We start from the raw sequence: 14,926 nt of genomic DNA, 5'->3' as shown, positions 1-14,926 counted from the left end.
GGCCCGCCCGGCTGGTGCCGGACGGGCCCTTCCCCCGTGTCAACGGACGGGTCAGTCGTCGCCCTGGAGGATCGACAGGAGGCGCAGCGCCTCCAGGTAGATCCAGACGAGGGTCATCGTCAGGCCGAAGGCGGCCAGCCAGGCCTCTTCGCGCGGCGCGCCGTAGGTCACGCCGTCCTCGACCTGCTTGAAGTCGAGGGCGAGGAAGCAGGCGCCGAGGACGATGCCGATGACGCCGAACAGGATGCCGAGGCCGCCGCTGCGGAAGCCGAGGCCGTCACCGCCGGCGAACACGGCGAACAGCATGTTGACGACCATGAGCAGCATGAAGCCCATGGCCGCGGCCATCACGAAGCCGTAGAAGCGGCGGGTGACGCGGATCCAGCGCATCTTGTAGGCGATCAGGACGCCCGCGAAGACGGCCATCGTGCCGAGCACCGCCTGGATGACCACGCCGTCGGCGACGTAGGTCGAGACGACGGCGGAGATCACGCCGAGGAAGACGCCCTCGAACGCCGCGTAGCCCAGGATCAGCGCGGGAGACGGCTTGCGCTTGAAGGACTGCACGAGCGACAGCACGAGCGCGACCAGGGCGGCACCGATGCCGATGACGTACGACTTGGCGAGGTTGGCCGGGTCGACGGGCAGCAGCAGCCAGGACAGAACGGCGGTGAGCACGACCGTGCCGAGCGTCATGGCCGTACGGCTCACGACGTCGTCGATGGTCATCGCGTTGCCGCGGGCCTGCTGCGGGGCGCCGAGCTCGGTGTCCTGCGGGGCGTACGGGTTGGTCGCGTACGGGTTGCTCGCGTACGGGTTGGCTCCGACGGCGGGGCCCCCGGCCTGCGGCTGCTGCGCGTTGAAGCCCGCGTAGCCGTTGTCGCGGCTGAACCCCCGTCGCGAGAAGACCGGGTTACTGCTCCTCATCTCACTCCTCCATGGCGGGCCGCACGTGCACGACCTCGCGTCAAGAGTAATGGCTAGGCAAAAGAAACTCTCTAGTGCTCGGGGAGGATCTTTTCCCGTAAGTTTTCGATCTCCGCGCGCAGCGGGGCGCCCCGTCCGCGCAGGCTCGTCACCGACGGAACCGCACCCTCCATGGGAGAGACCGATGTCCATCGAGCCGAACGACACCTGGCAGCTGCGCAACGGGACCGCGTGGGTCTTCACCGCGGGCGCCCACCTCCTCAGGCCCGTGGTCCTGGTCGGTGACGCCGGCACCGGGCTCGCCGAGCTCGCCCGGCGCGCGGACGACGACGCCTACTCGCTCCTCTCGGAGTTGCGGGCGCGCGACTTCGACCTCGTCCTGGTCGGCCTCTCCGCAGACGGCACCATGACCGGCCACGGCGCCACCGTCCAGAACGCCGTCACGGAAGCGAACGCGCGACAACGGGGGGACGCCCTGCTGGCCGTCGGCGGGACCGGGTGGGGCGCCCTCGCCGCCCGCTACGCCCTCGCGGGGATGGAGTACACGAGGGTGGAGCACCGGACGGAGACCTTCTTCTCCCACAACGGGGCGGCCCCCGAACTGGAGGACCAGGCCGAGTTGCGCCGGACGGGCGGACGGCCGTACGTGCCCCGTTTCCTGCGCCTGGTCGACGGCGGAGTGGACGACGGCCTGCACGACGAGATCGCCGACGAGACCGTGATCGGCGAGGCGGGCCCCGTCGGCCCGCTCCTCTCCAAGGAGAACGGCTCCTGGTTGCTGGAGCGCTTGCCGTACTAGCGAAACCATGGTGCCCGGAACCGGACTCGAACCGGTACGGCCCGAAGGCCAGCGAGGTTTAAGCTCGCCGTGTCTGCATTCCACCATCCGGGCGTCGCCGCGAAGCTCCGCGTTGGCACATGAGCCTATCGGGACGTTTTCCCCCGATCAGCGGAACATGAGGCCGATGTTGTCTTATTTTATTGACGTCTGAGGGTGCGTCAGTGCAGGTGAGGGCCCTTCCGCCAAACTGTGACAGGGGTCGCAGGCGCAAAGCCGCACCTTCTGGAATGACGAAAAGTCGCCGCACTTCTGTCACCTTCGCGGTGGGTGCCCCGGACGCCCTCCGCGAAGGCCTTCTCAGGGGCGCCGTCATACCTCAGAACGAGGGCACCGGCCTCCGGTCAGACTCGAGACGGCCCCGGGAACGGGCACAGGGGCGGACGTCCTGCGGCAGAACGACCGACACGATGGAGGGGTTCCCGAATCGTCATTGCAATGACAGGAGTCCCTCCGTGACCACCACCTCCACCGTGTCCCGCGCCACCGCGGTGGCCGCCCGCGCCACGGATCTGACCAAGGTCTACGGCCACGGCGAGACCCAGGTGGTCGCCCTCGACCGCGTCAGCGTGGACTTCCGGCAGGGCGAGTTCACCGCGATCATGGGCCCCTCCGGCTCCGGCAAGTCGACGCTCATGCACTGCGTCGCCGGTCTGGACTCCTTCTCCTCCGGCTCCGTGCGGATCGGCGAGACCGAGCTGTCCTCCCTCAAGGACAAGCACCTCACCCAGCTGCGCAGGGACAAGATCGGCTTCATCTTCCAGGCCTTCAACCTGCTGCCGACCCTGACGGCCCTGGAGAACATCACGCTGCCGATGGACATCGCGGGCCGCAAGGCCGACAAGCAGTGGGTCCAGCAGGTGATCGACATGCTGGGCCTGTCCGGCCGGCTCAGCCACCGTCCCTCCGAACTCTCCGGCGGCCAGCAGCAGCGCGTTGCCGTGGCCCGCGCCCTCGCCTCCCGCCCCGAGATCATCTTCGGCGACGAGCCCACCGGAAACCTGGACTCCCGCTCGGGCGCCGAGGTCCTGGGATTCCTCCGCAACTCGGTGCGGGAGCTGGGACAGACCGTCGTCATGGTCACCCACGACGCGACGGCCGCCTCCTACGCGGACCGCGTGATCTTCCTCGCGGACGGCCGGATCGTCGACGAGATGCTGCACCCGACGGCGGACGGCGTGCTCGACCGCATGAAGGCCTTCGACGCCAAGGGCCGTACGAGCTGACGCACCGGCGCCAGCCGCACCCGCACCCGCCCCTCCCAGGACCTCCAGGACCCACCCATGTTCCGTACCGCCCTGCGCAACGTGCTCGCGCACAAGGCGAGGCTGCTGATGACCGTCCTCGCCGTGATGCTCGGCGTGGCCTTCGTCTCCGGCACCCTCGTCTTCACCGACACCCTCTCCAACGCCCTCCGCAAGGAGTCCGCGAAGAGCTACGACGACGTGGCCGTCGCCGTGGCCCTGCGCCCGAACCCCGAAGAGGCCCGCACCACCCCGGGCCTCTCCCAGCAGGTCGTCGACGAGGTCGCGAAGCTGGACGGGGTCGCCGCCGTCCGCCCGCGCGTCGACGGCTTCGCCGGCGTGCCCGACGAGGACGGCCGGCTGATCGGCGTCGGCTGGTCGAACACCGGCGCCAACTTCACCCCCGGCAAGGACGGCAAGAACGGCGCCTACGCCTTCACCGCGGGCGACGGACCGACGCAGCCCGGTCAGATCGCGCTCGACCGGGCCACCGCCGAAGCGGGCGGCTACCGGGTGGGCGACACCGTCCGGGTGGCCACCAACGGCCCGGTGAAGGAGTACGCCCTGTCAGGCGTCTTCACGACCGAGGACGGCGCCGTCAACGCGGGCGGCAGCCTGGTCCTGTTCGACACCTCCGTCGCCCAGAAGCTCTATCTGAAGCCGGGCTACTTCTCCGACCTGAACGTCGTCGCCACCCCCGGCACGAACGCCGACGAACTCCTCGACGAGATCCTGAAGGTCGTCCCGAAGGCGGCCACCGCCCAGACCGGCCAGGCCCTCGCCGACGAGCAGGCCCGTCAGATCGAAGAGGGCCTGGGGGCCTTCAACCAGGTGCTGCTGGCCTTCGCCGGCATCGCGCTCTTCGTCGGCGTCTTCCTGATCTCCAACACCTTCACCATGCTGGTCGCCCAGCGCACCAAGGAGCTCGCCCTGATGCGGGCGGTCGGTGCCTCGCGCCGGCAGATCACCCGTTCCGTCCTGGTGGAGGCCGGTCTCGTCGGCCTGGTCGCCTCCCTCAGCGGCTATCTGCTCGGCATCGGTCTGGCCGTCGGCCTGCGCTCCGTGATGAACGCCTTCGAACTGAAGGTCCCGGACGGTCCGCTGGTCCTCGAAGCCACCCCGGCCGTCGCCGCCTTCGGCATCGGCGTCCTGATCACCATGCTGGCGGCCTGGCTGCCCGGCCGGCGCGCCGCGAAGATCCCGCCGGTCGCGGCGATGAGCAGCGTCCACGCCACCGCGAGCGCCAAGTCGCTGGTCGTCCGCAACTCCATCGGTGCGGCGATCACCGCGATCGGCGCCGTGCTGATCGTGTTCGGCGCGGGCCAGGGAGGCGACACCGGCCGCATGGCGATCGCCGGCGGAACCTTCGCCGCCCTCATCGGCGTGATCGTGCTGATCCCGATGCTCTCCCGGCCGGTGATCGCCCTGTTCCGTCCGCTCTCCGAGGCGGCCTTCGGCGTGGCCGGCAAGCTCGCCGGGCTGAACGCGGTCCGCAACCCGCGCCGCACCGGTGCCACCGCGTCCGCACTCGCCATCGGCTTGACCCTGGTCACCGGGCTCACGGTGATCGGCACGAGCGCCGGCGCGGCCCTGGACAAGATCACGGTCGACCGGATCAAGGGCGACTACATGGTCAGCATGGCGGGCGGCACGGGCCTCGGCGAGGAGGCGCTCACCGCCCTGGAGAAGGCCCCCGGCGTCACCGCGGTCTCTCCGCAGCAGGCCGGCTCCTTCCGGCTCGACGGAGAGTTCGCCTCCGCTTCCGGCGTCACTCCGGGGGACATCGAGAAGGTCCTCCGACTCGACGTCACGGACGGGTCGATGGCCTCGCTCGGCCGGGGCGGGATCGCCGTCGCCGCCGACACCGCCGAGGCCCGTGGTCTGAAGGTCGGCTCGACCGTTCCGGTCGAGTACGCGGACAAGCAGAAGGCGAAGCTGACCGTCGGCGCGATCTACGAGGGCAACCCCTTCGTCTCCCCCGTGCTCATCGACAAGGAGGTCCTCGGCGCGCACGAGCAGCAGCCGTACGTCCCGCAGATCTTCGTCGCGATGGACGGCGGTGCCTCGGAGGCCCACGCGAAGGCCCTGTCGAAGGCGATGGGTGACAACCCGGCCATCACCGTGATGGACAAGAAGGACATCCGCGATGCCTTCGGCGGCCCGATCAACGTGCTCCTGAACATCATGTACGGCCTGCTCGGCATGGCCCTGATCATCGCGGTCCTCGGCGTCGTCAACACCCTCGCGATGTCCGTCTTCGAGCGGCGGCAGGAGATCGGGATGCTCCGCGCCATCGGCCTCGACCAGCGTCGGGTGAAGCGGATGGTCCGTCTGGAAGCCGTCGTCATCTCGGTGTTCGGCGCGGTCGTCGGCATCGGCCTGGGCTCGTTCCTCGGCTGGGCGATCGGCGAGACCCTCAAGGACGGCATGCCGGGCTACGCCCTGGTGATGCCCTGGAGCCGGATCGCGCTCTTCGTGGCCCTGGCCGCCCTGGTCGGCGTCCTCGCCTCGCTGTGGCCGGCCCGGAGCGCGGCGAAGCTGAACATGCTCTCCGCCATCAAGGCCGAGTAGGGCGCGTCCGAGGACGACGGAGGGTCGGGTTCCCGCGGGAACCCGACCCTTCGCGTGCGGCTCAGGCCTTCTCGGTCCAGAGGCGCGGCCGCAGCGCCGTGCCGCTCGGACCCGCTGCCGGGGTCTTCACCGCGAGGAACTGGTTCACGCCGATCCGGTTGCGTTCGAAGGAGACCGCCGAAGCCGCCATGTAGAGCCGCCAGATCCTGGCCCGCCCGGGCGAGGTCAAGCGGACCGCCCGGTCCCAGTCGCGCTCCAGGTTCGCCACCCAGCGGCGCAGCGTCAGCGCGTAGTGCTCGCGGAGCGCCTCCACGTCCCTGACCTCGAAGCCGGCGTCCTCCAAGGTCGTCAGGGTGCGTCCCATGGGGGCGAGTTCACCGTCCGGAAAGACGTACGCGTCGATGAAGGCGTCGACCTCGTAGGCGTCCTCGTCGGGCTCGGGGCGCCGGGAGATCTGGTGGTTGAGGAGGCGTCCGCCGGGCTTGAGCAGCCCGTACAGGGTGTCGGCGTACTCCCGGTACTGCACGGCGCCGACGTGCTCGGCCATGCCGATCGAGGAGATGGCGTCGTAGGGGCCGTCGACGACGTCCCGGTAGTCCTGGACCCTGATCTCGACCAGGTCGGCGAGGCCCTCGTCGGCGACCCTCCTCCGGGCGTAGGCGGCCTGTTCCCGCGAGAGGGTGACGCCGACGACCCGGGCGCCGTAGGTGCGGGCGGCGTGGAGGGCCAAGGAGCCCCAGCCGCAGCCCACGTCGAGGAGCCGGTCGCCCTCCTTCAGGTTCAGCTTGCGGGCGATGAGGTCCAACTTGTCGTGCTGGGCGCCCTCCAGGGTGGCGCCGGCGTCCGCATCGGGCCAGTACGCGCACGAATAGACCATCGAGGGGCCGAGGACCAGTTCGTAGAAGTCGTTGCCCACGTCGTAGTGGTGACTGATCGCCTGCTCGTCGCGCCGCTTGCTGTGCCGCCTGCCGCTGCGGCCCTGTACCTCCTCGACCGGTGGCTTCGGCGGCGGCAGCGGGCCGGCGAGCCGCAACAGGGCGCGGGCGGCGGCGCGGAGCGCGGGGTCCCGCAGGGAGTCGAGGAGGCTCCTGGTCTCCTGGCCGCGGTCCCACAGGAGGCCCGAGATCCGGTCGAGGAGCTCGTAGAGGTCGCCCTCGACGTCGATCTCGCCGGCCACCCAGGCCCGGGCCAGGCCGAGTTCACCGGGCTTCCAGATCAGCCTCCGCAGGGCCCGGCGGTCGCGGACGATCAGGACGGGGCCATCGGCATCGGCCGGTGCGGTGCGCGGCGCTTCCCCGGAAGGGCGGTGGCGAGCGGGCGGGCCGGCCTCACTGCCGTCCCAGGCTCGCAGACGGACCGGGAGCGGTCCTCCGAGGAGTTCCTCGGCGAGTGTCATCAGCCGCGACGCGGCGTCGGCCATGGTGCGCACCTCCGTGATCTCGTGCCCCAGGAATGCTCGTCACCCAGGGAACACCGTCGCCGGGCGTCAGCAGTCCCGCCGCAGCGCAACGAGTCGGCAAAACACGCGGAGGAACGCGCGAAGGGCCGTCCGCACCACGGATGGCGGACGGCCCTTTCGGACGTGCTGAGGGGGCGTCAGGAGGCCTTGGCCTTCTCCTGCACCGGGGCGGCCGGCGCCGGGGCGGGCTTGGCCGCCTCGTAGAACTCCTCGCGCGGCGTCTCCATGGCGCCGAGCGACACGACCTCTCGCTTGAGGAACATGCCGAGGGTCCAGTCGGCGAAGATGCGGATCTTGCGGTTCCAGGTCGGCATCGCCATGCCGTGGTAGCCACGGTGCATGTACCAGGCGAGACGGCCCTTGAGCTTGATCTTCATCTTGCCCATGACGATCATCGCGACGCCCTTGTGCAGGCCGAGGCCAGCCACCGCGCCCTTGTTGGCGTGGCTGTACTCCTTCTGCGGGAAGCCGCGCATGCCGGCCACCACGTTGTCGCCGAGGACCTTGGCCTGGCGCAGGGCGTGCTGGGCGTTCGGCGGGCACCAGGCGTTGGGGTTGCCGGCCCTGCGGCCGACCATGTCCGGGACCTGGGCGTTGTCGCCCGCGGCCCAGACGTGGTCCATGCCGTTGACCTGGAGCTTCTCGTTGCAGTCCACGTGGCCGCGGGGGCCGAGCGGCAGGCCGAAGCGGGAGAGCGCCGGGTTCGGCTTCACGCCGGCGGTCCAGACGATCGTGTTGGAGTCGACCTCAAGGCCGTTCTTCAGCACGACGTGGCCGTCCACGCAGGAGTCCATCGAGGTCTCGAGGTAGATCTCGATCCCGCGGCCCTCCAGGTGCTCCTTGCCGTACTGGCCGAGCTTGGGGCCCACCTCGGGAAGGATCTTGTCGGCCGCGTCGACCAGGATGAAGCGCATGTCCTCGCGGGACACGTTCTGGTAGTACTTCGCGGCGTCGCGGGCCATGTCCTCGACCTCGCCGATGGTCTCGGCGCCGGCGAAGCCACCGCCGACGAAGACGAAGGTCAGGGCCTTGCGGCGGACCTCCTCGTCGGTGGTCGAGTCGGCCTTGTCGAGCTGCTCAAGGACGTGGTTGCGCAGGCCGATGGCCTCCTCGATGCCCTTCATGCCGATGCCCTGCTCGGCGAGGCCGGGGATCGGGAAGGTGCGGGAGACCGCGCCCATCGCGATGACCAGGTAGTCGAAGGGCAGCTCGTACGCCTCGCCGACGAGCGGCGAGATCGTGGCGACCTTGCGGTCCTGGTCGATGGTGGTGACCCGGCCGGTGAGCACCTCGGCTCCGCGGACGACGCGTCGCAGCGGGACGACGACGTGACGCGGCGAGATGCTGCCGGCGGCGGCTTCGGGGAGGAAGGGCTGGTAGGTCATGTACGACCGCGGGTCGACGACCGTGACGGTCGCTTCCGCGTAGCGCATCTTCTTGAGGATGCGCCGAGCTGCGTACAGGCCTACGTACCCGCCGCCTACTACGAGGATCCTGGGACGCTCCGTGGTGCTCATGGGATCGAGTATCCACCCCTCCTCAGGGGGGTGCTCGTGCGCCCCTTCACAAGGACCGGGGGGACCTCTGCTACACTCCGCCGCCCACGTGATCCACATCATGGTGCTGCAAAGGAACCGGGGTGCACTGGCGAACGTTGTTCACCCCCCGTGAACTGGTCCGGAGAGCCTCCGTTAACCCTGAACCGCGGGGTCCGTTCACACGATGGAAACATCGAGCCAATCGGCCCCCACGCCTACGAAAGGGCCCCGGGCCACCCCCTGAAGGGCCCAAAGACCCTCCTTGGGCGCCGCCAGGACCCTTTTCCTTGTGAAGAACTTCACGAACCTTTTCGGCCGGGGGGTCCCGACGGGCCCCCGAGGCCCCCGGAAACCCCCCTCCACAGGGCCCGATAGCCGCGCGCTATGCGACGGATAGCGCGATCCCATCGAGGATGTCGTGCTCGCTGACCACGACCTCGGCGGCTCCGACCCGCTCCACGACCTCCCGCAGGACGAGCGCCCCGGCGATGATCACGTCGACCCGGCCGGGATGGATGACGGGGATCGCGGCCCGCTCCTCGTGGGTGGAGGCAAGGAGCCGCTCGGTGACCTCGGCGACCTGCGCGGCGGAGATCCGGGCGTGGTGGATCTTCTCGGAGTCGTACTCCTGGAGCCCCAGGGCGATGGCGGCGACCGTGGTGACCGAACCCGCCAGGCCGACCAGGATCCGTGCGGTGTCGATCGGCACGGTCTCGGCCGCGAGGTCGAGGGCGGCGCGGACGTCGGCGCGGATCGCGGCGACCTCCTCGGCCGTCGGCGGGTCGTGCCGGACGTGCCGCTCGGTGAGCCGGACACAGCCGATGTCGACCGAGCGGGCGGCCTCGACGTGGGCGTTGCCGACCACGAACTCGGTGGAGCCGCCGCCGATGTCCACGACCAGGCGCCGGTCGTCGCCGTGCAGTTCGCCGGTGGCACCGGTGAAGGAGAAAGCGGCCTCCTGGTCGCCGGTGATGACCTCGGGCTCCACGCCCAGGATCTCCACGACCCCGTTCACGAAGTCCTCGCGGTTCTCGGCGTCGCGGGAGGCGGAGGTGGCGACGAAGCGGATCCGCTCGGCACCCAGCTCCTTGATGACCGCGGCGTACGCACGGCAGGCGGCGAAGGTCCGGTCCAGTGCCTCGGGAGCGAGTCGGCCGGTCTTGTCGACGCCCTGGCCGAGCCGGACGATCGTCATCCGCCGGTCCAGCTCGATCAGGTCGCCGGTGTCCGGATGGACGTCGGCGACGAGCAGGCGGATCGAGTTGGTGCCGCAGTCGATTCCGGCGACCCGGGTCATTCCGAGGACTTCCCTTCGTCGGTGCACGGGTTCACGCAGGGGCCCTTCGCCCACCACTCGGGAAGCATCGCGAGCGCCTCGTCGCCGAACGGGTTCACGCCCGGGCCGGCGGCGAGCGCGTGGCCGACGAGGACGTGCAGGCACTTGACCCGGTCCGGCATGCCGCCGGCGCTCGGGAAGCCCTCCAGGACCTCGATGGCGTCACGGCGCGCGATGTAGTCCTCGTGCGCGGCCCGGTAGGCGGCGGCGAGCTCCGGGTCGGTGGCGAGCCGGGCCTGCATCTCCTTCATGACCCCGTTGGCCTCCAGGGTGCCGATGGCCGAGGCCGCCCGGGGGCAGGTCAGGTAGTACGTGGTCGGGAAGGGCGTGCCGTCGGGGAGCCGGGGTGCGGTCTCGACGACGTCCGGGTTGCCGCACGGACAGCGGTGCGCGATGGCGCGCAGGCCGCGGGGCGGGCGGCCGAGCTGGAGCTCGAAGGCGGCGATGTCCGTCTCGGTGGGCTCGGTGCGTTCGGTCTGCGGAGGGGGCGTTTCCATGTCTGCCTTGCTCGTGTGTCGGGCGACCAAGAGGCCTGGTCAGGGGCGGTCGGCGTGGTCGACGCCGTCCCAGAGGTTGTCGTACCAGGGGCGGTCGTCCGCGCCCTGGTCGGTGCGGGGCCGCTGCTCCGCATCGGGGTCGTTCACGGTGAAGCCGGTCTCGCCGGGGAGCACGTAGTGCAGGTGTTCGCGGGCGAGGCGGCGGATGTAGGCCGGGTCCTGGAGGCGGGCCTTCTCGTCCTTCAGCTCCTCGACCCGCCGGGCGGCCTCGGCGACGCGGCGCTCCTGCTCGGCGATCTCCCCCTGCTGGGAGACGTAGCTCCGCATCGGATAGGCCAGCGCCACGACGAGGGAACAGACCACGAGGGCGAGGAAGGCCGCACGGCCGGTGAGCCGGGAGCGTCGGTCTTGGCGGCGGGTCTGTGAGCGGTAGACACGGGCGGCGGTCTGCTCGCCGAGCAGTCTGATCCGGGTCGCGGTGGAGAACCGGTCCCGGTCCTTCGCGGCCATGTCGTGTCGCCTCCCCTGTTCACGCGTACGTCCCCGCACACGGTACGGGACCGAGTACGGGGACGTACGGAAGCTGGTCTGCGAAGCGGCTCCGCCCTGGGGCGAAGCTCAGCCCTTGAAGCGCGGGAAGGCGCTGCGACCGGCGTAGACCGCGGCGTCGTCGAGGATCTCCTCGATGCGCAGCAGCTGGTTGTACTTGGCGACGCGCTCGGAGCGGGCCGGCGCGCCGGTCTTGATCTGGCCGCAGTTGGTGGCGACGGCGAGGTCGGCGATGGTGACGTCCTCGGTCTCGCCGGAGCGGTGGGACATCATGCACTTGAAGCCGTTGCGCTGGGCCAGCTCGACGGCGTCCAGGGTCTCGGTCAGCGAGCCGATCTGGTTGACCTTGACGAGCAGGGCGTTCGCGGAGCCCTCCTCGATGCCGCGGGCCAGGCGCTCCGGGTTGGTGACGAACAGGTCGTCGCCGACGAGCTGGACCTTGGAGCCGAGCTTGTCGGTGATGACCTTCCAGCCGGCCCAGTCGTCCTCGAACAGCGGGTCCTCGATGGAGACCAGCGGGTACGCGGCGACGAGCTCCTCGTAGTACTCGGTCATCTCGGCGGCCGAGCGGGACTTGCCCTCGAACTCGTACTTGCCGTCCTTGTAGAACTCGGAGGCGGCGCAGTCGAGGGCGAGCGCGATGTCCTTGCCGGGGACGTAGCCGGCCTGCTTGACGGCCTCGACGATGAGGTCGAGGGCGGCACGGTTGGAGTCCAGGTTCGGGGCGAAGCCGCCCTCGTCGCCCAGGCCGGTGGAGAGGCCCTTGGTCTTCAGGACGGACTTGAGGGTGTGGTAGACCTCGGTGCCCCAGCGGAGGGCCTCGGAGAAGGACTCCGCGCCGATCGGGGCGATCATGAACTCCTGGATGTCCACGTTGGAGTCGGCGTGCGACCCACCGTTGAGGATGTTCATCATCGGAACGGGCAGCAGGTGCGCGTTCGGGCCGCCCAGGTAGCGGAAGAGGGGGAGGTCGCTGGCCTCGGAGGCGGCGTGCGCGACGGCGAGGGAGACGCCGAGGATGGCGTTGGCGCCGAGCGAGGACTTGTCCGGGGTGGCGTCCAGGTCGAACATGGCCTGGTCGATCAGCCGCTGCTCGGTGGCGTCGTAGCCGACGAGCTCCGGGCCGATCTGCTCGATGACGGCGAGGACGGCCTTCTCGACGCCCTTGCCCTGGTAGCGGTTGGGGTCACCGTCGCGAAGCTCAAGGGCCTCGAACGCACCGGTGGAGGCGCCGGACGGAACGGCAGCACGGCCGGTGCTGCCGTCGTCGAGGCCGACCTCGACCTCGACCGTGGGGTTGCCTCGGGAGTCCAGGATTTCCCGGGCTACGACGACGTCGATGGACGGCACGAGCATCTCCTTCTGGGATGTGACGCTGGATGTGACGCAAGGTCGGTGCAGGGTCGCTTGGCCTTGCGGCAAGAGCCTAACCGGCTCGGGGGCTCCGGCCCGCCGCGCGCCCGCCCCCTGGGACGAAAAAGGACCCAAGGGCATGCACATCGGGACGAAAGACCCCAGATCTACTGGACGGTAACCATCGCGGTCGTCAGGTCCCCTTCCCCGCCCGGGCTCCGGAACGGGGGAACCCCGGTCCGGCGCGCACGGGGGAGGGGCGCGCCGGACCGGGGTGGTCACCGCGGGAGGGTCGTCGGCACCGCACGAGCCGCCGGACTCGTGCGGGCCGCCGGGCTCACTTCAGGTGGAGCTGCTGGCCCGGGTAGATGAGGTCGGCGTTCTCGACGACGTCCTTGTTCAGCTCGAAGAGCTTGGCCCAGCCGCCCTTGACGCCGTGCGCCTGGGCGATCTTGCTGAGGGTGTCGCCGGAGACGACCTCGTACTCGCCGTCGCCCTTCTTCACCTTCTTGCCGGTGGGGGTGGTGACGGTCTTCTTCGCGGCCTGCGGCGCGGCCTTCTCGGGGGCCTGGCGCTGCTGGCTGCGGGTGGTCGGCTGCTCGGTCTCGCGCGGCTTCGGAGCGGCCTGCTGGGGGGCGCTCTCGGTGGTGCCGCCGGAGTAGGAGGCGTTGGAGAGGCCGACGCCGCAGCTCGGCCAGGCACCCTTGCCCTGGCCCGCGAGGACCTTCTCGGCGATGGCGATCTGCTGGGACTTCGAGGCCAGGTTGGCGGTCGGGGCATAGGCGGTGCCGCCGTACGCGGCCCAGGTGGAGGCCGAGAACTGCAGGCCGCCGTAGTAGCCGTTGCCCGTGTTGATGGCCCAGTTGCCGCCGGACTCGCAGGCGGCGACGACGTCCCACTCGGCGGCGGTGGCGGCCGAGGCGGTGCCCGCGGTCAGCAGCGGCGCGGCGACGGCGGCACCGGTGACACCGGCGAGCGCGACGACCTGGGCGGCCTTGGAGGGACGGCGGTGTTTGCCCTTGGCGGAAAACAGCATGGGAATTCTCCTCACCGACGCCTGCGAGGTGAGCTGTCGGGTTCGGGCCGAAGAGTTGCCCGGCCGCGCGTCTGGCACGCGACTTCACCCCAAGCCGGTCTCCGGCGGTCCGTCTCGACCGCCGGGCCCGGCACTTACCTTGGGTCCCCCGCTCCTGCCTTCGGCGCTTGCGCGACGACTGTTCCCATCGACCGACGGCAGGATTCGGCGTTTCGGTCGACGGGGCCCGCGGTGGCGAGCGGTGACGACCGTAGACACAGACCCACCGGAAGTTCAAAGAGGCCTATGGCGGACATATCGCCCCTCCTTGCCTTCCGGTGGGTGATGTTTGCGCAGGTGAGAGCGGGCGGAAGCGAAGTTTCCGGACGTGACACGCCAGTTGGGGCGAAGAGACCCATGTCTCACTTACACAGAATCGGACATAAGGCGATCAATCACCCCTCCGTCGCGACCGAACCCGCCGTCAGATCAAGACTCTGACCAGGCAGGATCAGATCCGGATCGGTCCCCACGGTCTGCCGGTTGGCGTCATAGAGCGCGGTCCAGCCACCGGGGAGTTCGTTCTCCTGTGCGATGTCGGACAGACTGTCACCCGGCCGCACGGTGTATTCGCCCGAAGTGCCCCTACTGTCCTTTTCGACGGAACCTTTCGCCCCGTCAGTCGCGGACTGGGCGTCACCCTCGCCCGCATTCGAAGCATGTCGACCCGCATCGGCCGAATTGCCCGGTGCGCCACTTTCCTCCGGTGCCGCCTCACCCCGGTGCTTGCCGGTGCCCGGCGTGGCCGACGGCAGCTCGCCTTCTGGAATCCCCGGCGAAACCGGCACATCGGGCGTAACGGACGAATCGGGGGCGGTCGGTGCCGTCGGGTCGCCGGGCGCGGTCGACCCGCCCGGACTGACCGATGCGTCAGGACTTGCCGGAATCGTCGGGTATGCCGGAGTGGTCGGGTGGGTCGGGGCGATGGAGGTCGCCGGGGCGCTCGGCGCGGTCGGGGTCGGGGTCGCGGGCGCGGTGGACTGCCGAGCCGCCCCTTGACCGCCCGCGGAGGACACCGGCTCGCCGCCGGTGCGATTGGACTCCGGGGGCGGGCCCGTGGGTGCCGCCGGGGTGACGGCGGGCCCGGGGTTCACTCCGGTGGCCTTGCCGTCGTTCTTCAGACCGGCGATCGGCGCACAGGTGGCCCAGTCGTCGCTCCCCCCGGCGAGCGCCTTCTCGGCCACCGCGATCTGCTGCGCGCGACTGGCCAGGTCGGGGCTGGGCGCGTACGCCAGACCGCCGTTCCGCTCCCAGCTGTCCTGGGTGAACTGGAGTCCGCCGTACATCCCGTTGCCGAAGTTGGCGCTCCACTGCCCGCCGGACTCGCATTCGGCGACCCGGTCCCACGTGGCGGCGTCGGCGGCGGAGGCAGACCCGGTGGCGAGCAGCGGCAGCGCCATCGCGGAACCGGTCACACCGGCGGCGACGACGATGGCGGGGGCCTGACGGGGGCGACGGTGTCGTCCGTTCCCGGAGCGCATAGGAACGCCTTTCGCGTGACGGCTGAGATTCCGGTGAACGTAGCGGCATTCGAACGTC

12 protein-coding genes, 1 tRNA gene and 1 riboswitch are annotated in these 14,926 nt (G+C 70.3%); of the genes, 3 read left to right on the top strand and 10 right to left on the bottom strand.

The genetic code is table 11. From position 1 onward, the window contains the following. Positions 1–51 precede the first annotated feature (51 nt). Positions 52–927 (bottom strand): Bax inhibitor-1/YccA family protein, encoded by an 876-nt coding sequence (locus ACFW2Y_RS19025; protein WP_384880235.1) that lies wholly within the window; start codon positions 925–927, stop codon positions 52–54. 184 nt (positions 928–1,111) lie between these two features. Between ACFW2Y_RS19025 and ACFW2Y_RS19020 the strand changes: the two genes are divergently transcribed. After that, entirely contained in the window at positions 1,112–1,726 is a 615-nt protein-coding gene (locus ACFW2Y_RS19020) for a hypothetical protein (RefSeq protein ID WP_384880233.1), read from the top strand. Between the two features lie 8 nt (positions 1,727–1,734). Here the strand turns inward: ACFW2Y_RS19020 and ACFW2Y_RS19015 are convergent. Continuing rightward, positions 1,735–1,819: transfer RNA gene (locus ACFW2Y_RS19015), tRNA-Leu, on the bottom strand. Between the two features lie 356 nt (positions 1,820–2,175). On the opposite strand from ACFW2Y_RS19015, the gene ACFW2Y_RS19010 reads away from it, so the two are divergent. Both ACFW2Y_RS19010 and ACFW2Y_RS19005 read left to right on the top strand, forming a co-directional pair. Further along, positions 2,176–2,991: an ABC transporter ATP-binding protein gene (locus ACFW2Y_RS19010; protein ID WP_384880229.1), complete on the top strand. Its 816-nt coding sequence runs from the start codon at positions 2,176–2,178 to the stop codon at positions 2,989–2,991. A 57-nt stretch (positions 2,992–3,048) separates the two neighbouring features. Further along, complete coding sequence (locus tag ACFW2Y_RS19005) at positions 3,049–5,580, top strand: ABC transporter permease (RefSeq protein WP_384880226.1); 2,532 nt, start codon at positions 3,049–3,051, stop codon at positions 5,578–5,580. Between the two features lie 61 nt (positions 5,581–5,641). Here ACFW2Y_RS19005 and ACFW2Y_RS19000 read toward each other — a convergent pair whose 3' ends face one another. The 8 genes from ACFW2Y_RS19000 to ACFW2Y_RS18965 all read right to left on the bottom strand — a co-directional run bounded on the left by ACFW2Y_RS19000 (position 5,642) and on the right by ACFW2Y_RS18965 (position 14,868). Continuing rightward, complete coding sequence (locus ACFW2Y_RS19000; protein WP_384880224.1) at positions 5,642–7,000, bottom strand: class I SAM-dependent methyltransferase; 1,359 nt, start codon at positions 6,998–7,000, stop codon at positions 5,642–5,644. 176 nt (positions 7,001–7,176) lie between these two features. Continuing rightward, positions 7,177–8,556 (bottom strand): NAD(P)/FAD-dependent oxidoreductase, encoded by a 1,380-nt coding sequence (locus ACFW2Y_RS18995; protein ID WP_384880222.1) that lies wholly within the window; start codon positions 8,554–8,556, stop codon positions 7,177–7,179. A 403-nt stretch (positions 8,557–8,959) separates the two neighbouring features. Beyond that, positions 8,960–9,874: an exopolyphosphatase gene (locus ACFW2Y_RS18990; protein WP_384880220.1), complete on the bottom strand. Its 915-nt coding sequence runs from the start codon at positions 9,872–9,874 to the stop codon at positions 8,960–8,962. Then, positions 9,871–10,410: a DUF501 domain-containing protein gene (locus ACFW2Y_RS18985; protein ID WP_384880217.1), complete on the bottom strand. Its 540-nt coding sequence runs from the start codon at positions 10,408–10,410 to the stop codon at positions 9,871–9,873. The genes ACFW2Y_RS18990 and ACFW2Y_RS18985 overlap by 4 nt, the downstream gene beginning before the upstream one ends. A gap of 39 nt (positions 10,411–10,449) precedes the next feature. Then, on the bottom strand, positions 10,450–10,920 hold the full coding sequence (locus ACFW2Y_RS18980; RefSeq protein ID WP_384880215.1) for a septum formation initiator family protein: 471 nt from the start codon (positions 10,918–10,920) through the stop codon (positions 10,450–10,452). A 108-nt stretch (positions 10,921–11,028) separates the two neighbouring features. Beyond that, a complete protein-coding gene (gene eno / locus ACFW2Y_RS18975; protein ID WP_384880212.1) occupies positions 11,029–12,315 on the bottom strand; it encodes a phosphopyruvate hydratase in 1,287 nt (428 codons plus the stop codon). Positions 12,316–12,649: 334 nt separating this feature from the next. Beyond that, a complete protein-coding gene (locus tag ACFW2Y_RS18970; protein WP_384880210.1) occupies positions 12,650–13,348 on the bottom strand; it encodes a transglycosylase family protein in 699 nt (232 codons plus the stop codon). A 3-nt stretch (positions 13,349–13,351) separates the two neighbouring features. Next, positions 13,352–13,524: riboswitch (cyclic di-AMP (ydaO/yuaA leader) on the bottom strand. Positions 13,525–13,782: 258 nt separating this feature from the next. Then, positions 13,783–14,868 carry a transglycosylase family protein gene (locus ACFW2Y_RS18965; protein WP_384880207.1) on the bottom strand — a complete coding sequence of 362 codons (1,086 nt, stop codon included), beginning with the start codon at positions 14,866–14,868 and terminating at the stop codon, positions 13,783–13,785. Between the last annotated feature and the right edge of the window lie 58 nt (positions 14,869–14,926).

The organism is Streptomyces sp. NPDC058877, assembly GCF_042742855.1.
Classification (GTDB): Bacteria; Actinomycetota; Actinomycetes; order Streptomycetales; family Streptomycetaceae; genus Streptomyces.
The sequence above is the reverse complement of the archived record's forward strand: the minus strand, read 5'-3'. Positions and strand labels throughout refer to the sequence as shown.